Here is a 21791-nt window from a genome sequence, read left to right as displayed (position 1 = left end):
TGGTGGGTAGAGGGGCCTCCAGGCGGCGTCAGGCAGCGCGGCGGCGTTCATCATCATAATGGAAGGGCAGGCACAACGAAAGTCATCGCTGTGCGTGGCAAATGCTGCAAAGCGGCACCGGAATCAATGAAATGGCGGCGATTGGATGCGATAATACCGCTTCTCCAAGCTCGATTGCCTGCCATGCCACAATTTGCTCCGCTCCAGAATGACACTTTCCTGCGCGCCCTGCTGCGCCAGCCGACCGAGCACACTCCTGTCTGGCTGATGCGCCAGGCGGGCCGCTACCTGCCCGAATACCGCGCCACGCGCGAGCGGGCCGGCTCCTTCCTGGGCCTGGCGAAGAATCCCGATTACGCAACGGAAGTGACCTTGCAGCCCCTGGAGCGTTTCCCGCTCGACGCGGCCATTTTGTTTTCGGACATCCTGACGGTGCCGGACGCCATGGGCCTGGGCCTGTATTTCGCCGATGGCGAAGGCCCGAAGTTCGAGCGCCCGCTGCGCACGGAGCAGGACGTGAAGGCCTTGCAAGTGCCGGACCTGGCGTCGCTCGACTATGTCTTCAAGGCCGTCACGCAAATCCGCACGGAACTCAATGGCCGCGTGCCGCTGATCGGTTTTTCCGGCAGCCCGTGGACCCTGGCGTGCTACATGGTGGAAGGCGGCGGCTCGAAAGAGTTCCATACCATCAAGAAGATGCTGTACAACCGCCCTGACCTGATGCACCACATCCTGGCGATCAACGCCACGTCCGTGGCGCAGTACCTGAATGCGCAGATCGACGCCGGCGCGCAAGCCGTGATGATCTTCGATTCCTGGGGCGGTGCGCTGGCTGACGGCGCCTACCAGGAATTCTCGCTGGCCTACATGCAGCAAGTGGTGGCGCAGCTGAAACGCGACAAGGATGGCGTCAAGATTCCCGCCATCGTGTTTACCAAGGGCGGCGGCCAGTGGATCGAGCAGATCGCCGACATCGGCGCCGATGCCGTGGGCCTGGACTGGACCGTCAACCTGACGCGCGCGCGCCAGCTGGTCGGTCATAAAGTGGGCTTGCAGGGCAACCTCGACCCTGCCATCCTGTTCGCCAGCCCCGAGCAGATCCGCGCCGAAGTGGCGAAAGTGCTCAACGCCTTCGGCGCGCCATCGGGTGGTACGGGCCACGTGTTCAACCTGGGTCATGGCATTTCCCAGTTCACGCCGCCGGAATCCGTGGCAGCGATGGTGGACGCCGTGCACAGCATGAGCCGCGCCATGCGCAGCGGCCAGTAAGTCGTCATTTTCCCCTGGCGCAGGGGCAGAAAAGGCAGGCTTTCCAACGGAAGCCTGCCTTTTTCTTTGCTGCGCCTTAGCAAGACATACCGACTTATGCACAATTTTTTTTGCTGCGGAAATAAGAGGCAGTGTCAAAGCCATGCCCGGGGGTGATTTGCAAGTGATTGATTATTAAGGAATAAAAAATTCATTGACTAGCGGACTTTGTTGCTATTGATAAGGTTATTCTTTCGTCCGCTTGCCTTATTCCTTCATTGTCCACAAAGTTATCAACAGATTCTGTGGATAAAATTGAAAAGTATTTTGTTAACCGATACTTAGCGCCGATGTTCAGGTTTCACCTGAAGTGCATGTTGCAGTGCATGATAATTGAACAATGTTTCGCCGTCCGTCAGGTAAAAACGAACGCTTGCCCGGCAATTGTCAATTTTGCTGCATGCCGTCCGCGTTTTTGCCGATCGGACGCCTCAAAATGGTGCCGATTTCTGTATAAATACATTACAAATGGCTCAGTTATGCACAGCGGCGGAAATGCCCTGTGGATTTGTGACCGCCCGGGCATCAATTTTTAAGCCATTGATTTTAAATGATTAATTTTTCTTGCGTGCCGCTCTTGACGGCAGTCGAAATTTTATGTCCACATTTTTCTGAAAGTTAATTTTGCTTTGTCCACAAAGTTATCCACAGAATTTTCTTCAGGCACGAGAGCACGCCGTCCCGTCCGTCGTTAGGCGTTTGACGGATGAAACAAGTATCATGGCCCGCTGGCTTGATGCCGGACATCCCGCCGCGCCATCGCCCCTGCGGCGCGCTTTTTTATTGAGATAGGCCCTACCCCCATGTCGCAGTGCATTTTGACGTCGTGCATCCTGAAAATCGCGCTCGACACGCCCTTGAACGCCTTGTTCGACTACCGCTGGACAGCGGCGGCGGATACGGGCGCTGCCGTGCCGCTGCCGCAGGTGGGGCAGCTGGCGCTGGTGCCATTCGGCCGGCGCGAAGTGATGGGGCTGATCGTCGGCGTGTCCGACAGCACCGATGTGCCCGCCGCGAAATTGAAGGACGTGCTGGCCGTGCGCAGCCAGCTGGCGCCGCTGTCGGAACAGTGGCTGGCGCTGGCCGCCTTCGCCGCCGATTACTACCAGCGCCCGCTCGGTGAAGTGGCCTTGCCGGGTTTACCGAAGAATTTGCGCGTGCTCACCACCGTGGCGCTCGACCGCGCCATCAAGAAGCTGGGCAAGCTGGCCGATGCGCATGACGGCACGCCGCTGAACATGCCGGCGCTCAATGCCGCCCAGCAAGAGGCGGCGGACGCCATCGGCGGCGCGCAGGGTTTCAAGCCGACCCTGCTGTACGGCGTGACGGGCAGCGGCAAGACGGAAGTGTATCTGCAGGCGTGCGCCCAGGTGCTGGCGCGCGAGGACGATGCACAAATCCTGATTTTAGTGCCGGAAATCAACCTGACGCCCCAGCTGGAAGGCAATATCCGCGCGCGCTTTCCCGGCGTCATGCTGGCCACTTTGCATAGCAGCCTGTCCGAAGGCGAGCGCATGCTGCACTGGCTGGCCGCGCACCAGGGCCAGGCGCGCATCGTGCTCGGCACGCGCTTGGCCATCCTGGCGTCCTTGCCGAAACTCAAACTGATCGTCATCGACGAAGAGCACGATCCTTCCTACAAGCAGCAGGAAGGCTTGCGTTATTCCGCGCGCGACCTGGCCGTGTGGCGCGCCTGGCAATTGCAGATTCCCATCGTGCTCGGTTCGGCCACGCCGTCGCTGGAAAGCTGGCACCACGCGCAGACGGGGCGCTACCGCAAGCTGGAATTGCGCGAGCGGGCCGTCAAAAATGCGGTCTTGCCGCGCGTCAAGATCCTCGACATGGAGCGCGACAAGCCGAAAGACGGCCTGACCTCGCATCTGGTCGCCGCATTAAAACTGCGCATGGAGCGCGGGGAGCAGTCGCTGCTGTTCCTGAACCGGCGCGGCTATTCGCCCGTGATCTGCTGCGAATCGTGCGGCTGGATCAGCAATTGCACGCGCTGCACTTCGTTCATGGTGCTGCACAAGCCCGAACACCGCTTGCGCTGCCACCATTGCAGCCTGGAATTGCGTATTCCCCGCCATTGCCCCACTTGCGGCAACGTCGACCTGCAGCCGCTGGGACGGGGCACGCAGCGTGTGGAAGAGGGCTTGCAGCAATTGTTTCCCGAGGCGCGCATTTTGCGCATCGACGCCGATTCCACGCGCAAGAAGGGCAGCGCGCAGGAAGCGTTCGACACCGTGCACCGGGGCGAAGTCGATATCCTGATCGGCACGCAGATGGTGGCCAAGGGCCACGATTTCAAAAAGCTGACCCTGGTCGGCATCCTGAACCCGGACACGGCCCTGTTTTCCCAGGATTACCGGGCCAGCGAACGCCTGTTCGCCCAGCTGATGCAGGTGGCGGGCCGCGCCGGACGGGCCGCGCAGACGGAAGGCGGCAGCGTCAGTGAAGTGCTGATCCAGACGCGCTATGCGCGCCATCCGCTGTACGACGCCGTCGTCAACCACGATTACGACCATTTCGCCACGACCTTGCTGGAAGAGCGGGCGCAGGCGGCGCTGCCGCCGTATCTGTTCCAGGCCCTGCTGCGCGCCGAGGCGCCCGAGCTGGCCACGGCCATCGAATTCCTGCAGGCGGCGAAAGAGTGCATGGAACACCCGCAGGTGACCATCAACGACCCGATTCCCATGAGCATGACGCGCGTCTACAACGTGGACCGCGCCCAGCTGCTGCTCGAATCGCCTTCGCGGCCGGCCTTGCAGGCGTTCCTGAAGGAATGGTTAGCGGAGTTGCGCGCCATGAAGACGCGCGTGAAATGGTCGCTGGAAGTGGACCCGCTCGATATTTAAATTACTGCAGGTAATCGCGCGCCGATTTGACGATCTGTTCCGACAAGAGCTTGGTAAACGGCGTGTCCAGGGTCCACGCGTGCCAGCTCAGCGGCACATCCAGGGTGCCGCCCGGCATCAGATCGACCAGCCGGTCCGTCGCCAGCGCCTGCGCGGCCAGGCGCTGCGGCATCAGGCCGTAGGCCAGGCCATCCTGGACGCAGGCGCGGCGCGCCGCTTCGACCGGCAAGGTATGGTGCGGAAACGGTTCACGCATGCTCAATTGTTCAGCGAGGAAACGCGCCAGCAAGCCGTGCTGGCCCACGACGGCCGGCGCCAGTTGCACGGCCTCGGCAATAAAACCATCGCCGAACCAGTGACCCGCAAACACGGGCGTGGCCACGCAGACATAGCGCAAGGTGCCCAGCGGCGTGACGCTGGTGGCCGCCGCCGCGTCGAGCGCCGTGCCGGACTCGGCCGCCACGCAGCCAAACACGGAGCCGTCGCGCACCATCTGCAGGGCGCTGTCGCTGTCGGCCAGGCGCACGTCGAGTTGGCAGCGCGGTGGCGCCAGCAGGGCGGACAAGGTGTCGGGGAACCACGTGGCCAGGCTGTCGGCATCGATGGCGATGGCGATTTCCGGCATGCTGACGCTGTTGCCCAGGTCGATGTCGAGCGATGCTTCCATCAGCTTGACGTTGCGGTGATGCACGATCAATCGCTGGCCCAGGCCCGTCGGCACGGCTGGCTGGCCACGGATGATCAGCAAGCGCCCGCTGGCGTCTTCCAGCGCCTTGATGCGCTGCGAGACGGCCGACTGGGTGATGCCCAGGGCCAGGGCGGCCTTGTCGAAACTGCCATGGCTGGCCACGGCGTCCAGCACGGCCAGCGCGCGATAATCGAGTGATCCCATTAGCTCAGCTTATAAATTTTAAAATTGATTAGTTATACTAATACACATATTGCAGCAAAGTAAAACCTTATTTTCGGCAAACGGGTAGTATCGAACGCTGTGAGCAACCTCAGTGGGATGGACAGCAGCATGAAGACGATACAAGTAGATGTAGCCGTGATCGGCAGCGGCACGGCCGGCATGACGGCGCACAAGGCCGCGCGCATGCAGGGCAAGCGCGTGCTGATGATCGAAAGCGGGCCGTACGGCACGACGTGCGCGCGCGTGGGCTGCATGCCCAGCAAGCTCCTGATCGCGGCGGCCGAGGCGGCCCATGCCGTGGCCGCCGCGCCCGCTTTTGGCGTGCATCCGGGCCCCGTGCGCATCGACGGCCGGCAAGTGATGGCCAGGGTGCGCAGCGAGCGCGACCGTTTTGTCGGCTTCGTGCTCGACGGCGTCAACGCCATCCCCGAGGAAGAAAAACTGCGCGGCCACGCGCGCTTCATTGCGCCGGGCAAGCTGCAGGTCGACGAACATACGCTTGTCGAAGCGGCCAGCGTGGTGATCGCCACCGGTTCCACGCCCATCGTGCCGCCCGAGTGGCAGGCGGCGGGCGAGCGCGTCATCACCAGCGACGCCGTGTTCGAATGGACGGACTTGCCAAAGTCAGTCGCCGTGGTCGGCAGCGGCGTCATCGGTCTGGAACTGGGCCAGGCGCTGGCGCGGCTGGGCGTGCGCGTGACCTTGTTTGCGCGCGGCAATAAGGTCGCGCAGCTGACGGACCCGCTGGTGCTGCGGGAGGCCGATGCCGTGCTGGCGCGCGAACTCGATATCCGTTTCATGACCAAGGTCGCGCACATGGCAAGAACGCCGGACGGCGGCGGCATCGCGCTGACCAGTAGCGATGATGCGGGCGTGGAAAAAACCGAGCAGTTCGAGTACGTGCTGGCCGCCATCGGCCGCCGTCCGAACGTGGACAAGATCGGCCTGGACACGGCGCAAATCGAGCTCGACCGCCACGGCATCCCCTTGCATGATCCGCACACCATGCAGTGCGGCAACAGCGCCATCTTCATCGCGGGCGATGCCGACAACGCCTTGCCGCTGCTGCCCGAAGCGGCCGACGAGGGCCGCATCGCGGGTGACAACGCGGCGCGCTTTCCCGACGTCAAACCGGGCTTGCGCCGCACGCCGCTGGCGATCGCTTTCACGGAGCCGCAGATCGCCACTGTGGGCGCCACCTACCAGCAATTGTGCGTCAGTCACGCGGGCCGCTTTGCCGTCGGTGCCGTGTCGTTCGGCAACCAGGGCCGCAGCCGCGTCATGCTGCAAAACCAGGGCATGTTGCGCGTGTATGCGGAATTCGGCAGCAAGCGCTTTCTTGGCGCCGAGCTGATCGGCCCACGGGCGGAACACCTGGGCCACTTGCTGGCCTGGGCCTGCCAGGCGCAGCTGACGGTGCCGGCCATGCTCGACATGCCGTTCTACCACCCCGTCATCGAGGAAGGCGTGCGCACGGCCTTGCGCGAACTGGCGCTGCACCTGGAAAAAGACCCGGAACACGCACCGGACTGCGCCGACTGCTCGCCTGGCGTCTGATGCAATTTTGATATTTATACAATTTTGTAGACAAGCGCACATGATTGCGCGATCATCGCTGCCACATTGAAATATTGATTAAAAGCAAAAAACATTTCAATTGGCACATGCCGCTGATGCCAGGATGGTAAAAACAAGCGGGTGCAGGCGATGATGGAGACGATGTGAAAATTCGGCGCATTTACGCGGGAGAACTCGCCCTGGGCGTGGCCCTGCCCTGGGACGTGCATGGCGAAACGGGCGGCTTGCTGGCCAGGCTGGGCCATGTCATCAGCAGCGAAAACCAGATCGCATTGCTGCTGGCGCGCGGCGTCATCGCCGATACCAGCGCCGACGTGCCGCGCACGGCCACGGAAGCGCCATCGGCCCTGCGCATGCTGAACCTCGTCACGGCAGGGCTGGCCCTCGTCTTGCCGGTCATCGCCGCCGGGCAGGCGGGCAGCCACCTATCCCTGGCGCCGCTGGCGCAACTGGTGGAAGAGGCCGTTGTTCTGGATGCCGACGTGGCGCTGGCCTGCATCCTGCACAACCAGAGCGCGGGCGACTTTGCCGTGCGCCACAGCGTCGACACGGCCGTCATCACGGCCCTGCTGGCGCGCGCGCTGAAACTCGACGACGCCGTCGTGCGCAGCGTGCTGCTGGCCGCGCTGAGCATGAATGTGGGCATGCTGGAACGCCATGCGGATTTCCAGCACAAGGCGGGCCCGCTGGACGCGCAGGAACGCGCCTATTTGCGCGCCCATCCGCAAGCCGGTGTCGACTTGCTGCGCGCGGCCGGCGTCACGGATGCCGTCTGGCTGCAGGCCGTGCTGCAGCACCATGAAAATATCGATGGCAGCGGCTATCCGCTGGGCACGCAAGGCGAGGCGATCGGCATCGGCGCCCGGCTGATCATGCTGGCCGACCGCTATTGCGCGCGCGTCTCGAAGCGCAGCTACCGCCAGCCTTTGCTGCCGAACGTGGCCTTGCGTGAAATGTTGATGGCCGACAAGGCCACCCTGGATGCGCCGCTGGCGTCCCTGCTGGTGCGCGAGCTGGGCATCTACCCGGTCGGCACTTTCGTCAAATTACTCAATGGGGAAATCGGCGTCGTCACGCGCAAGGGCTTGAACGCCACCACGCCCCACGTGCAGTCGCTGGTCGGCCCCCGCGGCGCGCGCCTGGACGTGCCGCTGCGGCGCGACACGCGCGTGGACTTGCACGCCATCCGCGAAGTGCTCAGCGCGGAGCAGGCGGGACTGCAATTTCGCCCCGACCAGCTATGGGGCCGCAGCGCACGAATTTAGCGCGGGAGCTTAATTCAGCAGACCCGCATCGAGCCGTCCCTCGAGCGCCAGCTCGCGCATGATGCGCACCGTGTCGATGTCGGACTCCTTGTAGGCCGAGCGGCGGAAGTCGTCGTACAGGGCGTTGGCCGCATCGGTGGCCGCGTCGTGGCCGTCGTCGTACTGGAAGCGCACCCACAGGCTCGCTTCGTCGGGCATCTCGATGGTCATGACCAATGAAGAGGCGCTGATATCCTGTTGCGCCGGCACTTCGTAACGCACCTGCAGTTGCGGCACCAGCACCACCTTGTCGTTGATGACCAGTTCGCCATAGCGCAGGCTGCGCGCGAAACCTGCATCGCAGCGCTCGCTGATCCGGCACTCGTCCAGGTGCGGCACGAACAGCTTCGGCGACTCGGCGCGCAAGACGAGGCCGCGCCACACTTGTTCCAAGGTCAAGGTGTCGATCAGCGGATTCAACGGATCATTGATTTCAATCAGGTGTTCAAATTTCATGGGACTGCCATTCGGTAAGTGGGCGCGCACGGGCGATATAGGCGGAATGGTACTCCAGGCGTGGCATCGCCGCACGCATTGCATCGGCCAAGATGGCGGCATATGGCGATATATCAATGCCATTGCCTGTTTTTCATGCAGATCTTGCCGTGCAAATGGCGGGCGCGACGCTGTTACAATGGGCTGCTGTTCCCTGCGGAAATACCCTGATGTCCAAAGCACCACAGTTCGGTCTGAATGCGCCCCAAAGCGAAGCGGTTACCTACCTCGACGGCCCCTGCCTGGTGCTGGCGGGCGCCGGTTCGGGCAAGACGCGCGTGATTACGCAAAAGATCGCCCATCTGATCGAAGACCGGGGGTATGACCCGCGCACCATTGCCGCACTGACCTTCACCAACAAGGCGGCGCTGGAAATGCAGGAACGCATCGCCAAATTATTGAAACAGCCGCGCCAGGCCAAGCAGTTGACGGTGTCGACCTTTCACTCGCTGGGCGTGAAAATCCTGCGCCAGGAAGCCAATGGCGTGGGCCTCAAGGATCGCTTTTCCATCATGGACAGCGACGATTGTTTTTCCCTCGTGCAAGATCTCGCCATTACCACCGATAAACAGGTGATCCGCGGCATCCAGAATGCCATGTCGCTTTGGAAAAATGGCCTGATCGATCCGGACATGGCGCTGGCGCAAGCCAAGGATGAAGATGAAGCCAACGCGGCGCGCATCTACCGCAGCTATGTGGCCACGCTTTCCGCCTACCAGGCCGTCGATTTCGACGACCTGATCCGCCTGCCCGTGGAATTGTTCCGCAACAACGGCCCCGTGCGCGACAAGTGGCAGCGCCGTTTGCGCTACCTGCTGGTCGATGAATACCAGGATACGAATACCTGCCAGTACGAACTGGTCAAACTGATGGTGACGGGCATCGGCAAGAAGCCGATGTTTACGGCCGTGGGCGACGATGATCAGGCGATCTATGCGTGGCGCGGTGCCACGGTGGAAAATTTAAAAACGCTGGAAACGGATTTCCCCGACTTGCGCGTGATCAAGCTCGAGCAGAATTACCGCTCCACCATGCGCGTGCTGAACGCGGCCAATGCCGTCATCGGCAACAATCCGAAGCTGTTTGAAAAGTCGCTGTGGTCCGAACACGGCCTGGGCGAGCCGATCAAGGTGCTGGGCATGCAGACGGACGAGCAGGAGGCGGAGCAGGTCGCCATCATGATCTCGGCCGACCATTTCGAGCGCAAGAACAAATTTTCCGATTACGCGATTCTGTACCGGGGCAACCACCAGGCGCGCATCATCGAACAATGTCTGCGCAAGGAGCGCATTCCGTACACGATTTCGGGCGGCCAGAGCTTCTTCGACAAGGCCGAGATCAAGGACATCATCAGCTACCTGCGTTTGCTGGCCAACGAGGATGACGACCCGGCCTTCATTCGCGCCGTGACGACGCCGCGCCGTGGCGTGGGGCAGTCGACCCTGGAAGTGCTGGGCGCGTTCTCGGGGCAGTGGCAGTGCTCGCTGTTCCAGGCCGTGTTCAAGGGCGGCATCGAGGCCAAGCTGACGGATCGCCAGCTGGGACCGCTGCGCGACTTCTGCAACTTCATCAACGACCTCGAGTCGCGCGCCAGCCGTCCCGGCGCTGCCGGCAGCGGCGACAACGCGGCCGAAGTGCTGGACGACATGATGAAGGAAATCCACTACGAATCGTATCTATATGACGCCTTCGAGGAACGGCAAGCGCAAAGCAAGTGGCAGAACGTGCTCGAATTCGTCAACTGGCTCAAGGAACGGGGCAGGGGCGGCAAGGACCGCGACGGCGAAGAAAAGAACGTGCTGGAACTGACGCAGATGGTGGCCCTGATGACCATGCTCGAGGGCAAGGACGAAGAGCAGGATGCCGTGCGCATGTCCACCCTGCACGCGTCGAAAGGGCTGGAGTTTCCGCACGTATTTCTCGTTGGCGTGGAAGAGGGGATCTTGCCGCACAAGGGCGATCCTGACGCGCCGGCCGAAACCATCGCCGCGCGCATCCAGGAAGAGCGGCGGCTGATGTATGTGGGCATCACGCGCGCGCAGCGCACCTTGCACGTCACCTGGTGCAAGAAGCGCAAGCGGGCGGGCGAGCAAGTCCATTGCGACCCGTCGCGCTTCATCAAGGAAATGCAACTCGACGTGGGCGATGCCGTGCCGACGGAGGCGGAAGTGATTTCGCCCAAGGAAAGATTGGCGCGCATGAAGGCCTTGCTGGCCGCGCCGAAGGCTTAAGCAGTGTTCACGCTTCCACGGTGCTGTCGGGCGTGGTTTTGGGCACGATGGCCAGCTGCATGCCCAGCGCATCGAGCATCTTCAAAATGGTTTCAAAGCGCGGCTTGCTGCCTTCGCGCAAGGCTTTATATGCGCCTTCGCGCGTGATGTCGGCCCGGGCCGCCACCTTGCCCATGCCGTACGCGCGCACCACGTCGTTCATGGCCGACTGGAACAGTTCGGCATTGCCGGTGGCGACGATTTCGCTCATGTAGGCGGCCACGGCGGCCTTGCTGGTCAGGTGTTGCGTCGGATCAAATTTGCTCAGGCCTAAGGCTTCCAGGTCGTCGAGGTCGAAGGTGTCATGGTCGATATGTTGGTTCATTTCTTTCGTGCTCCTGTGGATGCCGCCGCCGCTTTCTTCAGGGCCGCTTGCCGGGCTTTCAAGTCCTTGAGTATCGCTTGCGCCTGTTTGATGTCGCGCTGCTGGCTCGATTTGTTGCCACCCAGCAGCAGCAAGATCAGGGTGCCCAGGTTGGTTTCGTGAAAGTACACGCGCCAGCCGGGTCCCGTCTGTAAAAAACGCAGTTCGCACACGCCTTCGCCCACTGACCGCCAGTCGCCCTTTTTACCATGCTGCAAATGCTTGATGCGCGCATCGATGGCCGCCGCCGCCACATCGTGCAGGGAATCTTCCCAGCGCCGGTATTCTGTCGTCTTGCGCGTATCGATCAGTACTGGTTCGGGTGGCGTTGGTGTGTTCATTGTAATCGTTTGTTCTCATTCGTCAAGCGGCTTGAGCCCATCCAGGAAGAATAAACAGAAATCGGGGCCCGTCCGGCGGCGAATGGAGGGAGTTTGTCCTGGCTCACGCCGCTGCGGCGGTAGAATGCCCCCTTTCAGTCAGGAATCACCGAGAGCACCATGGACAATGCAGAACAGATGGAAGTACGTTTCGTCGATATCGAAATCAAGCTGGCGCAGCAGGAAGATCTGGTCGAGTCGCTGAACCAGATGGTGTACCAGCAGGGCAAGCGCATCGACCAGCTGGAAGCGATGCTGCACAAGCTGGGCGAGCATGTGCGCGACGGGGCGCAGCAGGCGAATGGCGGGCTGGTCAACGAACGTCCGCCGCATTATTAAATCGGCATCGTAGTGCGGGGCGCATGAAAACCGTTCATTACTGGCAGGCGCGCTACCACCGGTAGTTGCTGGTGACGCAAGTGTGTCAGGCTGTTATTATTTCAGGCTGGCCCGCGACACAATCGCGGCTCTCTTGCGTTCCTTGAAAGAAGACATGACCCGTCCTACAATGCTCGTCATCGCCGCCAGCCTGATGCTGGCGCCAGCCGCCGCCGCTTTTGCCGCCACCGCCGCTACCACCGTGCCCGCCGCTACCGCCGCCTTGCCCGCCTCGAACCCGTTTGCGCAAGCGAGCAGCCTGCCATTCCAGTATCCGCCGTTCGACAAGGTGCAGGACGCCGACTACGCGCCCGCCTTTACGGCAGGCATGGCCGCCAACCTGGCGGAAATCAACGCGATTGCGAATAACAAGAAAGCGGCCACGTTCGACAACACCATCGTGGCCATGGAACGCTCGGGCCAGCTGCTGGGCCGCGTGCGCACCGTGTTTTCCGTGATGTCCGGTTCCAACACGAATGACACGATCCAGGGCCTGGAACGCGAACTGGCGCCGAAGATGGCGGCCCACAGCGACGCGATCATGCTCAACGACAAGCTTTTCCAGCGCATCGACACCCTGTACGCCAAGCGCGACAAGCTGGGTCTGGATGCGGAATCGAAACGCCTGCTGGAACGCTATCACACCGATTTTGTCCGCGCCGGCGCCAAGCTGTCGGCGGCGGACAAGGAAAAGCTGCGCGCCTACAACGGCCAGCTGGCTGCCCTGTCGACCAAGTTCGCACAGAACGTGCTGAAGGAATTGAACGCTTCGGCCGTCGTCGTCGATACGCGTGAAGAACTCGACGGCCTGTCGCCGGCCGCCATCGAAGTGGCCGCCGGCCTGGCCAAGAAGCGCGGCCTCGATGGCAAATACGTGATCGCCCTCGTCAACACGACGGGCCAGGCGCCGCTGTCGCTGCTGACCAACCGCGCGGTGCGCGAACGCATCATGGCGGCATCGCAAGCGCGCGGCAGCCGTGGCGGCGAGTTCGACAACACCGAGGAAGTGCTGGCACTGGCAAAGCTGCGCGCCGAACGTGCCGCGCTGATGGGCTACCCGAACTACGCGGCCTACTCGCTGGAAGACCAGACGGCGCATGACACCACCGCCGTGAACGCCCTGCTGGGCGAGTTGGCGAAGCCGGCCGTTGTCAACGCGCGCCGCGAAGCGGACGATATCCAGAAGGTCATCGATGCAGGCAAGGGCGGCTTCAAGGTAGGCGCCGCCGACTGGGCCTTCTACAGCGACAAGGTGCGCGCCGAACGCTACAACTTTGATGAAAATCAGTTGAAGCCGTACTTTGAAATGCACAGCGTGCTGACCCGTGGCGTGTTCTTTGCCGCCGGCAAGTTGTACGGCCTCACTTTCAAGCAGCGCACCGACTTGCCCGTTTACACGTCCGACATGCTGGTGTACGACGTCTTCAATGAAGACGGCACGCAACTGGCCATCTTTACGCTCGACCCTTACGCGCGCAGCAACAAGCGCGGCGGCGCCTGGGCGAATGCCTATGTGGGCCAGTCGACCTTACTGAACCGCAAGCCGGTGATCGCGAATAATCTCAACATTCCGAAACCGGAAGCGGGCCAGCCGACCCTGATGACGTTTGACGAAGTCAACACCATGTTCCACGAATTCGGCCATGCGCTGCACGGCATGTTTTCGAACGTGAAATACCCGCGCTTTGCCGGCACCAGCGTGCCGCGCGACTTCGTCGAATACCCGTCGCAAGTCAATGAAATGTGGGCGCTGTGGCCGGAAGTGCTGCAAAACTACGCCAAGCACTACCAGACGGGCGCGGCCATTCCGGCCGAACTGCTGGCCAAGGTGACGGCGGCAGACAATTTCAACCAGGGCTATAAAACCACGGAATACCTGGCCTCGGCCCTGCTGGACCAGCGCTGGCATCAGCTGACCCCGGCACAGATCCCCACCGACGTGCTGGCGTTTGAAAAAACCGCCTTGACGGAAGCGGGCGTCGATTTCGCCCCGGCGCCGCCGCGCTACCGCACCACGTATTTCTCGCACGCGTTCGCGGGCGGCTATTCGGCCGGTTACTACGCGTATCTGTGGTCGGAAAAGCTCGATGCCGACACGGTCGAGTGGTTCAAGGAAAACGGCGGCCTGACGCGCAAGAACGGTGACTGGTTCCGCAATCAACTGCTGTCGCGCGGCGGCAGCGCCGATGCGCTCGACATCTACCGCAACTTCCGCGGCCGCGATGCGAAGATCGAGCCGCTGCTGGAACGCCGTGGCTTGAACGGCAAGTAATTTCTCCCTAGCACCGGCCTCGTCTGTGCTGAACATCAATGGCCGCCCGGCAATGGGCGGCCATTTTTATTTGGGGATTTTGCCTGTAAACCGTGGTAAACCGCGCATTTGGCGGGATGCACCACAGGATCGCCCATGTTGGATGACGCCTGTGTGACAGGCTGCTATGATCTGCCACTGGCCCGCGACGCGATCGCGGTTCTTCCCGCGCTTCCTGAAAGATGTCATGATCCGTCCACAACTGCTCGTCATCGCCGCCAGCGTCATGCTGGCCCACGCCGCCCCATCCGCCATGGCCGCCGCCGCTGCACCTGCCGCCGCCATCAGCGCCCAGAACCCCCTGCTCAAAGTGAGCCCGCTGCCGTTCCAGATGCCGCAGTTCGGCCTGATCAAGGATGGTCACTACGCGCCGGCGTTTGCCGAAGGCATGAAACGCCAGCTGGCCGAAGTCAATGCGATTGCCAACAACCGCCAGCCGGCCACGTTTGAAAACACCATCGTGGCCCTCGAGCGCACGGGACAGCTGCTGCACCGCGTGCAGAGCATCTTCAGCAACATGACCTCGACCAATACCAATGCCGTGCTGGAAGCGGTGGAAGTGGACGTGTCGCCGAAACTGGCCGCGCATGGCGACGCCATCACGCTGAACCCGAAACTGTTTGCCCGCATCGACACCCTGTACGCCAAGCGCGACAAGCTGGGCCTCGATGCCGAATCCCTGCGCCTGCTCGAGCGCTATCACACGGATTTCGTGCGCGCCGGCGCCAAGCTGTCCGATGCGGACAAGGAAAAACTGAAAGCCTATAACGCCGAGCAGGCGGGCCTGGAAACGGCCTTCGCGCAAAACGTCCTGAAGGAAACGAATGCCAAGAGCATCGTCGTCGACACCCGTGCCGAGCTGGCCGGCATGACGGACAGCGATATCGACACGGCTGCCGCGGCCGCCAAGGACCGGGGCTTGACGGGCAAGTTCGTCATCGCCCTCGTCAACACCAGCGGCCAGCCGCCGCTGGCCGTATTGACGGATCGCAAGACGCGTCAGCGCCTGATGGACGCGTCGCTGAACCGCGGCAGCCAGGGCGGCGAGTTCGACAACCGCGCCATCGTGCTGAAATTGGCCAAACTGCGCGCCGAACGGGCGACCTTGCTCGGTTACGCCAACTACGCCGCGTACTCGCTGGAAGACCAGACGGCCAAGACCACGACGGCCGTCAATACCCTGCTGTCGGAACTGGCGAAACCGGCCGTCGCGAATGCGCGCCGCGAAGCGGCCGACCTGCAGCAAGTGGTCGATGCGGAAAAGGGCGGTTTCCAGGTGGCAGCGGCCGACTGGGCCATCTACACGGACAAGCTGCGCAAGCAGCGTTTCAATTTCGATGAAAACGAGCTGAAACCGTACCTGGAACTCAACAGCGTGCTGAACAATGGCGTCTTCTTTGCCGCCAATAAGTTGTACGGCATCAGCTTCAAGGAACGGAAGGACTTGCCGGTATACAACCCGGACGTGCGCGTCTACGACGTTCTGGATGCCAACGGCAAGCCGCTGGCCCTGTTCATCGCCGACTTCTATGCGCGCGGCAACAAGCATGGCGGCGCGTGGATGAATGAATACGTGTCGCAATCGTCACTGATGGGCACGCATCCCGTCGTCGCCAACCAGTTGAATATTCCGAAGCCGCCCGCCGGCCAGCCGACCTTATTGACGTTTGATGAAGTGACGACCATGTTCCACGAATTCGGCCATGCGCTGCACGGCATGTTTTCGAACGTGAAATACCCGCGCTTTGCCGGCACCAGCGTGCCGAGCGACTTCGTCGAGTACCCGTCGCAAGTCAATGAAATGTGGGCCGTCTGGCCGGAAGTGCTGCAAAACTACGCCAAGCACTACCAGAGCGGCGCGGCCATGCCGCAGGAATTGCTCGACAAGGTCACGGCGGCGAAGAAATTCAACCAGGGCTTCATGACGACGGAATACCTGTCGGCGGCGCTGCTGGACCAGCGCTGGCACCAGCTGGCGCCAAGCCAGATCCCGACGGACGTGCTGGCCTTTGAAGCGGCATCGTTGAAAGACGCGGGTGTCGACTACGCGCCCGTGCCGCCGCGCTACCGCACCACGTATTTCTCGCACAGCTTCTCGGGCGGCTACTCGGCCGCGTATTACGCCTACCTGTGGTCGGAAAAGCTGGACGCGGAATCGGTCAACTGGTTCAAGGAAAACGGCGGCCTGACGCGCAAGAATGGCGACTGGTTCCGCAGCAAATTGCTGTCGCGCGGCGGCAGCGTCGATGCGTTGCAACTGTTCCGCGACTTCCGCGGCCGCGACGCCACCGTGGAACCGCTGCTGGAACGCCGCGGCTTGAACGCCAAGTAAGACGTCCTCATCAGAAGCTTGCGTTGCGTTGACATGGCGCACGCAAGCTTTCCGTGCCGGCGGCGTAGAATTGAGTAAGATGTAAACAAGAAGGCAGTTGAAAGAGTATATGAGTCAGCAAGATTTGAATGGCATTACCCTGGAAGGTATCGTGACGCGCCTGCATGCCCACTACGGCTGGGATGGCCTGGCCAAGCACATCGATATCAATTGCTTCATCAGCGATCCCAGCATCAAGTCGAGCCTGAAGTTTTTGCGCAAGACCCCGTGGGCCAGGAGCAAGGTGGAACAATTGTTCCTAGACACGCAATTTACTGACTGACAGGAAAAAACATGGATAGCAAACTCAAGGAATCGCTGCAACAGCTGCATTCGACACTGGCAAGCAGCGGTCCCGTCGATGAAGAACTGCATGGTTTGCTGCAAAAACTCGATGTCGACATCAAGTTGCTGATGGAAAAGCGCGCCGCGCAGGAGCAGGAAGAAGAGTCGACCACGTATGGACTGGCCGAGCGCAGCCAGGAATTGTCGGCCAAGTTTGCCGTCAAGCATCCGAAACTGGAGCCGGCTTTGCGCGAACTTGGCGAGATTCTTGCCAATATGGGGATCTGATGTAACCCGGGGAAAAGCTGGGGTCAGACCCCCGAAGGGTCTGACCCCAAGGGCCTTCTTTCCCCAAGTGATTGAAAAATAAACGTTTTTTGTACTGAAATCCAACAGTAAAAAGCAGGCCGTCAGGTTGGAAATAGCCAATTCCGGTACAATCAGTACCCTATGAGCTCCCCTACCAATTTATTTGCGACCGTTCCCAAGCGGTCTGCCCGCGCTGCCGTGGCGCCTTTCCTGCCGATGTCGCGTGCCGAGATGGACGCGCTGGGCTGGGACCAGTGCGACGTCATCCTCGTCACGGGCGACGCCTACATCGACCATCCGAGTTTCGGCATGGCCCTGGTCGGCCGCCTGCTCGAAGCGCAGGGTTATCGCGTCGGCATCATCAGCCAGCCCGACTGGCTGTCGGCCGACGCCTTCCGCATCCTCGGCAAGCCGCGCCTGTACTACGGCATTACCGCCGGCAACATGGATTCCATGGTCAACCAGTACACGGCCGACCGCAAGATCCGCTCCGACGACGCCTACACGGCCAATGCCGAACCGAATAAACGCCCGGACCGCGCCGTCACCGTGTACGCCCAGCGCGCGCGCGAAGCGTATTCCGACGTGCCCATCGTCATCGGCAGCATCGAAGCGTCCCTGCGCCGCATCGCTCATTACGATTACTGGTCGGACAAGGTCCGCCGTTCCGTCTTGCCCGATTCCAAGGCCGATTTGCTGATTTTCGGTAATGCCGAGCGGGCGCTGGTCGACCTGACCCACCGCCTGGCCGCCGGCGAAAACATCAAGGATATCCGCGACTTGCGCGGCACGGCCTTCATGGTGCCGTCCGGCTGGCTGCCCGGCGACGACTGGGGCGTGCACAATTCCACCCGCGTCGACGTGCCCGGCAAGATCGACCCGCATTACAGCCCGTACGAGATGGTGCAGGAAGACAAGACCGCCTGCGCCACGGAAAATGCGTCGAAATCGGCCGAAGTCATCAAGCCGATCCGCATCATGAGCCGCGAAGAGCGCCTGGCCATGGCCAAGGAAAAGCACGACAAGACCGTCGTGCGCCTGCCCGCCTACGACGTCGTCAAGGATGACCCCGTCATGTATGCGCACGCGTCGCGCGTATTCCACCTGGAATCGAATCCCGGCAATGCGCGCGCCATGGTGCAGGCGCACGGCGAGCGCGACGTGTGGCTCAACCCGCCGCCGCTGCCGCTGGCCATGGACGAGATGGATGGCGTGTACGACATGAACTACGCGCGCGCCCCGCACCCGAGCTATGGCAAGGCGCACATTCCCGCCTGGGAAATGATCCGCTTTTCCGTCAACATCATGCGTGGCTGCTTCGGCGGCTGCACCTTCTGCTCGATCACGGAGCACGAAGGCCGCATCATCCAGAGCCGTTCGGAACCGTCGATCCTGCGCGAAATCGAGCATATCCGCGATAAAACCAAAGGCTTTACGGGCACCATTTCCGATATGGGTGGCCCGACGGCGAATATGTATCGCCTCGCCTGCAAGGAAAAAGAGATCGAAGTGTCGTGCCGCCGCCTGTCCTGCGTGTACCCGTCCATCTGCGTCAACCTGGGCACGGATCATAGCAAGCTCATCTCGCTATATCGCAAGGCGCGCGCCATTCCCGGCATCAAGAAAGTGCTGATCAGTTCGGGCTTGCGCTACGACCTGGCCGTGCGTTCGCCCGAGTACGTGAAGGAACTGGTCACGCACCATGTGGGCGGCCTGTTGAAGATCGCCCCTGAGCACACGGAAGAGGGCACCTTGTCGAAGATGATGAAGCCCGGCATCGGCGCCTACGACGAATTCAAGGAAATGTTCGACCGTTTTTCGCTGGAAGCGGGCAAGAAGCAATACCTGATCCCGTATTTCATCGCCGCCCATCCGGGCACGACGGACCTGGACATGCTGAACCTGGCCCTGTGGCTGAAGAAAAACAATTTTAAATTGGACCAGGTGCAGACCTTCATGCCCACGCCGATGGCCATGGCCACGACGATGTACCACACGCGCAAGAATCCGCTGCGCAAGGTGACAGCCGACTCGGAAGTGGTGGAAACGGCGCGCAGCGGCAAGATCCGCCGCACCCATAAAGCGTTCCTGCGCTACCAGGACCCGGCCAACTGGCCGATCTTGCGCGAAGCGCTGGTCAATATGGGCCGTGGCGACTTGATCGGCAATGGCGACAAGCATCTGATCCCCGCCTGGACGTCGTCGGAATCGGGCGGCCTGGCCGCAGGCGAACGCAGCCGCCAGACGCATGGCGCCGGCACGCCGGACAAGTTCAAGGTCACGCCGGGCAAGAACCGCATCGCCCTGGGCGGCACGGCAGCGGCGCCCAAAGCGTCGGCCGCCGAGTCGAAAGTGCGTCCATCGATTCTGTCGACCATCAAGACGAAGGCCAAGCCGGCCGCCGTGCCGATGGGCCGTGGCAGCAAGCCGCCAGCCAAGGGCGGCCATGCCGCGCCGGCACGGGGTGGACGCAAGTAGATAGTCTTCGGCCCTTGGGCATCCTTTGAAAAACCCGGCAATGCGTACTGCGTTGCCGGGTTTTTTGCTATGGGCGCACCAAGATGGGGCGGCAAACCGCCGTGGCGGCGGGATTTTTACCAATATTTAAAAATTGAATAGAGCAAAAGGCAATTTTCCCTTGTGGCAACTTGGTGTTTGAAAATATACTCGTTGGATATTTAGCCGTACGGCAACAATGCTGCCTTTCTGGCAAGCGCCAGCGTACGCGACTCCCAGCGTTGATATGAAAAGAGATGCCAATTGAAATGCCTTTCCTGCCAAGCCGAGAATAAGCCGGGCGCCAAATTCTGTTCTTCCTGCGGCACGACGTTTGCCGCCGCCACGACCGCCGCCGCTGCCGTGCCGGGCAAATCCTGTGGCCAGTGCGGCCATGATTGCAAACCCGACGCCAAGTTCTGCCCCAAATGCGCGTTCAGCTTTGCCGTGACGCCAGTGCTGCCGCCAGAACCTGTTGCGGCACCTGTGCCGGCGCCGATTCCCGAACCAGTGAGTGTGGTCGTTCCTGAGCCCGCTCCAGTGACAGAAATGGTCGCGCAAGCTGTTCCGGAACCCGTTCCCGTCTTCATCCCGGAGCCGGTCGCGCCACCGCCGCCACCGCCGCCACCGCCCGTGCTGGAAAAGCGCCGTGCCGATCCTGCACCCGCACCAGCGCCCGCACCAGCACCAGCGCCAACTCCCGTGGCCGACACGCCAAGTGACAGCCCAGCGGCGGGCAGCCGCATGAAACTGATCGCTGCAGCCGTCGCAGTAGTACTGCTGGGCGGTGCGGGCGCTTACTATTTTCTCTCAAGCAAGCCGGCAGCGCCGGCGCCGGAAGCTGTTCCAGTCTTTCCCGCCCAGGCGGAACCTGCGCCTGCCGCCGAGCAGCCGCTGGCCATCAGCGACCCGGCGCTCGACGGCGCGACGGCGGCCGAGCCTGCCGTTGCGCCTGCTGCGCCCGCCCCGGCATCTGTCGCCGCGCCCGCCCCCGAGCCGGTGCCCGCACCAGCCCTACGCTTTTATCCGCGTATGTGCTGGCCGTCAGGCGCTGTTTTCTTGATAACCTTACGCAGTCCGGCATGGTTGGTGGCGTCGGGATCGTGTGCTTCGACTGCTGGATAAACGCAGGCTGTCTATCGATCTCGAAAGCGTGATCACGGACAGCCTGTCGGAAGCGAGCCATTGCATGAGCCAGCGCAAGTACGACTGCGCCATTGCCAATGCGAATGCCGTGTTGCGCATGGACACGGGCAACCGCCATGCGCTCGACATCAAGCGCAAGGCGAAAGAGGCGCAAGACAAGGCGCTGTCGCAAATCCAGATCGAGTAAGCCGCGCGGCTTGCCTTCCCCCTATTTTTGATCCTTCCGGAGAATAACGTGAAAAACTTGAAACAAATTGCCAAGCCCATGGTAGCGCTGCTGGTCGTGTCTTCGATGCTGGCCGGTTGCGCCGCGCCAGGCGGTCCTGGCGCCACGGGCAATACCACCACCGCCGGCACGGAAGCGGGCAGCGGCGAATGCAATACGGCCATGCTGGCCGGCATCGGCGCCGTCGTGGGCGGCTTGCTGGGCGGCGGCAACAATACCGTGCGCGGCGCGGCACTGGGCGCCAGCCTGGGCGCGCTCGCCTGCGTGGCCCTGAATTATCAAAGCCAGCAAGTCAAGACGTCGCAGCAGGTACAGGCCGACTACAAGGTGGCCAACAAGGGCAAGCTGCCCGAGCAGTCGACGCTGGTGAAGTACGAGACGGGCTTTACGCCATCGTCCGTGCGTCCGGGCCAGAAGGCGCAGACCAATTCGTATATCGAAGTGGCGGCCGGCACGCGCGATCCGAACCCGCTGGTGGAAGAGGAATTGAGCCTGTACAAGCCCAATGGCGACTTGATCAAAACCGTGCGCAAGGTGGTCAGCAGCAACAACGGCAGCGGCGCTTACAAGGGCGGCTTCTCGATTCCCATGCCTGAAGGCGTGCCGCAGGGCATTTACCCGGTACGCACGGCCCTGTACCTGAATAGCAAGCGCGTCGGCGGCCAGGACGTCAAGCTGCAGATCGTCCAGCGCCAGGCGCCTGCGTCCGACCTGCAACTGGCCCGCGCTTACTGACACTGATTGCCACGGGGCGGCCATGCCGGCCGTTCCGTTCCCCGATTTACCCCCATCCAGGCTAGAC

Annotated in this window: 18 protein-coding genes; 13 read left to right on the top strand and 5 right to left on the bottom strand. The window is 61.9% G+C overall.

What is annotated here, in order from left to right; genetic code table 11:
• Positions 1-183 precede the first annotated feature (183 nt).
• On the top strand, positions 184-1269 hold the full coding sequence (gene hemE, locus JAB4_RS00470; RefSeq protein WP_070219620.1) for a uroporphyrinogen decarboxylase: 1086 nt from the start codon (positions 184-186) through the stop codon (positions 1267-1269).
• A gap of 842 nt (positions 1270-2111) precedes the next feature.
• Positions 2112-4163, top strand: coding sequence for a primosomal protein N' (locus JAB4_RS00465; RefSeq protein ID WP_070219618.1), 2052 nt, complete (start codon positions 2112-2114; stop codon positions 4161-4163).
• A gap of 1 nt (position 4164) precedes the next feature.
• Here the strand turns inward: JAB4_RS00465 and JAB4_RS00460 are convergent, their stop codons facing one another.
• Positions 4165-5055 (bottom strand): ArgP/LysG family DNA-binding transcriptional regulator, encoded by an 891-nt coding sequence (locus JAB4_RS00460; RefSeq protein ID WP_070219617.1) that lies wholly within the window; start codon positions 5053-5055, stop codon positions 4165-4167.
• Positions 5056-5184: 129 nt separating this feature from the next.
• On the opposite strand from JAB4_RS00460, the gene JAB4_RS00455 reads away from it, so the two are divergent.
• Positions 5185-6633 carry a dihydrolipoyl dehydrogenase gene (locus JAB4_RS00455; RefSeq protein ID WP_070219691.1) on the top strand — a complete coding sequence of 483 codons (1449 nt, stop codon included), beginning with the start codon at positions 5185-5187 and terminating at the stop codon, positions 6631-6633.
• Positions 6634-6797: 164 nt separating this feature from the next.
• On the top strand, positions 6798-7919 hold the full coding sequence (locus JAB4_RS00450) for an HD domain-containing phosphohydrolase (protein ID WP_227742070.1): 1122 nt from the start codon (positions 6798-6800) through the stop codon (positions 7917-7919).
• Positions 7920-7928: 9 nt separating this feature from the next.
• Here JAB4_RS00450 and JAB4_RS00445 read toward each other — a convergent pair whose 3' ends face one another.
• A complete protein-coding gene (locus JAB4_RS00445) occupies positions 7929-8414 on the bottom strand; it encodes an SRPBCC family protein (RefSeq protein ID WP_070219615.1) in 486 nt (161 codons plus the stop codon).
• A gap of 209 nt (positions 8415-8623) precedes the next feature.
• On the opposite strand from JAB4_RS00445, the gene JAB4_RS00440 reads away from it, so the two are divergent.
• A complete protein-coding gene (locus JAB4_RS00440; RefSeq protein ID WP_070219613.1) occupies positions 8624-10684 on the top strand; it encodes a UvrD-helicase domain-containing protein in 2061 nt (686 codons plus the stop codon).
• Positions 10685-10691: 7 nt separating this feature from the next.
• On the opposite strand, the gene JAB4_RS00435 is transcribed toward JAB4_RS00440, so the two are convergent.
• Together JAB4_RS00435 and JAB4_RS00430 are read right to left on the bottom strand one after the other, a co-directional pair.
• The gene (locus JAB4_RS00435; RefSeq protein WP_070219611.1) at positions 10692-11048 is read right to left on the bottom strand and encodes an addiction module antidote protein; all 357 of its coding nucleotides are present in this window, start codon (positions 11046-11048) and stop codon (positions 10692-10694) included.
• Positions 11045-11428: a type II toxin-antitoxin system RelE/ParE family toxin gene (locus JAB4_RS00430; protein WP_070219609.1), complete on the bottom strand. Its 384-nt coding sequence runs from the start codon at positions 11426-11428 to the stop codon at positions 11045-11047. The genes JAB4_RS00435 and JAB4_RS00430 overlap by 4 nt, the downstream gene beginning before the upstream one ends.
• A 159-nt stretch (positions 11429-11587) precedes the next feature.
• Between JAB4_RS00430 and JAB4_RS00425 the strand changes: the two genes are divergently transcribed.
• The 6 genes from JAB4_RS00425 (at position 11588) to JAB4_RS00400 (ending at position 19599) form a co-directional block, all read left to right on the top strand.
• The gene (locus tag JAB4_RS00425; protein ID WP_034753936.1) at positions 11588-11806 is read left to right on the top strand and encodes a SlyX family protein; all 219 of its coding nucleotides are present in this window, start codon (positions 11588-11590) and stop codon (positions 11804-11806) included.
• Between the two features lie 154 nt (positions 11807-11960).
• Positions 11961-14117, top strand: coding sequence for a M3 family metallopeptidase (locus tag JAB4_RS00420; protein WP_070219607.1), 2157 nt, complete (start codon positions 11961-11963; stop codon positions 14115-14117).
• Between the two features lie 226 nt (positions 14118-14343).
• Entirely contained in the window at positions 14344-16488 is a 2145-nt protein-coding gene (locus tag JAB4_RS00415) for a M3 family metallopeptidase (protein WP_070219605.1), read from the top strand.
• Positions 16489-16597: 109 nt separating this feature from the next.
• A complete protein-coding gene (locus JAB4_RS00410; RefSeq protein WP_070219603.1) occupies positions 16598-16810 on the top strand; it encodes a VF530 family protein in 213 nt (70 codons plus the stop codon).
• 11 nt (positions 16811-16821) lie between these two features.
• Positions 16822-17100: a DUF4404 family protein gene (locus tag JAB4_RS00405; protein WP_070219601.1), complete on the top strand. Its 279-nt coding sequence runs from the start codon at positions 16822-16824 to the stop codon at positions 17098-17100.
• Positions 17101-17337: 237 nt separating this feature from the next.
• On the top strand, positions 17338-19599 hold the full coding sequence (locus JAB4_RS00400) for a YgiQ family radical SAM protein (RefSeq protein ID WP_070219688.1): 2262 nt from the start codon (positions 17338-17340) through the stop codon (positions 19597-19599).
• A gap of 126 nt (positions 19600-19725) precedes the next feature.
• On the opposite strand, the gene JAB4_RS30885 is transcribed toward JAB4_RS00400, so the two are convergent.
• Positions 19726-20013: a hypothetical protein gene (locus JAB4_RS30885; protein WP_254677365.1), complete on the bottom strand. Its 288-nt coding sequence runs from the start codon at positions 20011-20013 to the stop codon at positions 19726-19728.
• Positions 20014-20770: 757 nt separating this feature from the next.
• Here JAB4_RS30885 and JAB4_RS00390 point away from each other — a divergent pair.
• Both JAB4_RS00390 and JAB4_RS00385 read left to right on the top strand, forming a co-directional pair.
• Positions 20771-20950: a hypothetical protein gene (locus tag JAB4_RS00390; protein ID WP_193725206.1), complete on the top strand. Its 180-nt coding sequence runs from the start codon at positions 20771-20773 to the stop codon at positions 20948-20950.
• Between the two features lie 48 nt (positions 20951-20998).
• Positions 20999-21724, top strand: coding sequence for a hypothetical protein (locus JAB4_RS00385; RefSeq protein WP_070219459.1), 726 nt, complete (start codon positions 20999-21001; stop codon positions 21722-21724).
• The last annotated feature ends 67 nt before the right edge of the window (positions 21725-21791 follow it).

This window comes from Janthinobacterium sp. HH102 (assembly GCF_001758625.2).
In the GTDB taxonomy this organism is placed as follows: Bacteria; Pseudomonadota; Gammaproteobacteria; order Burkholderiales; family Burkholderiaceae_D; genus Janthinobacterium.
Note: the sequence above shows the minus strand (reverse complement) of the source record. Positions and strands in the feature narration are given on the sequence as shown.

What these genes read in the sequence shown, in the direction of transcription:
- hemE (WP_070219620.1), top strand. Translation starts at nt 184, where the DNA reads ATGCCACAATTTGCTCCGCTCCAGAATGACACTTTCCTGCGCGCCCTG.
- JAB4_RS00465 (WP_070219618.1), top strand. Translation starts at nt 2,112, where the DNA reads ATGTCGCAGTGCATTTTGACGTCGTGCATCCTGAAAATCGCGCTCGAC.
- JAB4_RS00460 (WP_070219617.1), bottom strand. Translation starts at nt 5,055, where the DNA reads ATGGGATCACTCGATTATCGCGCGCTGGCCGTGCTGGACGCCGTGGCC.
- JAB4_RS00455 (WP_070219691.1), top strand. Translation starts at nt 5,185, where the DNA reads ATGAAGACGATACAAGTAGATGTAGCCGTGATCGGCAGCGGCACGGCC.
- JAB4_RS00445 (WP_070219615.1), bottom strand. Translation starts at nt 8,414, where the DNA reads ATGAAATTTGAACACCTGATTGAAATCAATGATCCGTTGAATCCGCTG.
- JAB4_RS00440 (WP_070219613.1), top strand. Translation starts at nt 8,624, where the DNA reads ATGTCCAAAGCACCACAGTTCGGTCTGAATGCGCCCCAAAGCGAAGCG.
- JAB4_RS00435 (WP_070219611.1), bottom strand. Translation starts at nt 11,048, where the DNA reads ATGAACCAACATATCGACCATGACACCTTCGACCTCGACGACCTGGAA.
- JAB4_RS00430 (WP_070219609.1), bottom strand. Translation starts at nt 11,428, where the DNA reads ATGAACACACCAACGCCACCCGAACCAGTACTGATCGATACGCGCAAG.
- JAB4_RS00425 (WP_034753936.1), top strand. Translation starts at nt 11,588, where the DNA reads ATGGACAATGCAGAACAGATGGAAGTACGTTTCGTCGATATCGAAATC.
- JAB4_RS00420 (WP_070219607.1), top strand. Translation starts at nt 11,961, where the DNA reads ATGACCCGTCCTACAATGCTCGTCATCGCCGCCAGCCTGATGCTGGCG.
- JAB4_RS00415 (WP_070219605.1), top strand. Translation starts at nt 14,344, where the DNA reads ATGATCCGTCCACAACTGCTCGTCATCGCCGCCAGCGTCATGCTGGCC.
- JAB4_RS00410 (WP_070219603.1), top strand. Translation starts at nt 16,598, where the DNA reads ATGAGTCAGCAAGATTTGAATGGCATTACCCTGGAAGGTATCGTGACG.
- JAB4_RS00405 (WP_070219601.1), top strand. Translation starts at nt 16,822, where the DNA reads ATGGATAGCAAACTCAAGGAATCGCTGCAACAGCTGCATTCGACACTG.
- JAB4_RS00400 (WP_070219688.1), top strand. Translation starts at nt 17,338, where the DNA reads ATGTCGCGTGCCGAGATGGACGCGCTGGGCTGGGACCAGTGCGACGTC.
- JAB4_RS30885 (WP_254677365.1), bottom strand. Translation starts at nt 20,013, where the DNA reads ATGGCCGCACTGGCCACAGGATTTGCCCGGCACGGCAGCGGCGGCGGT.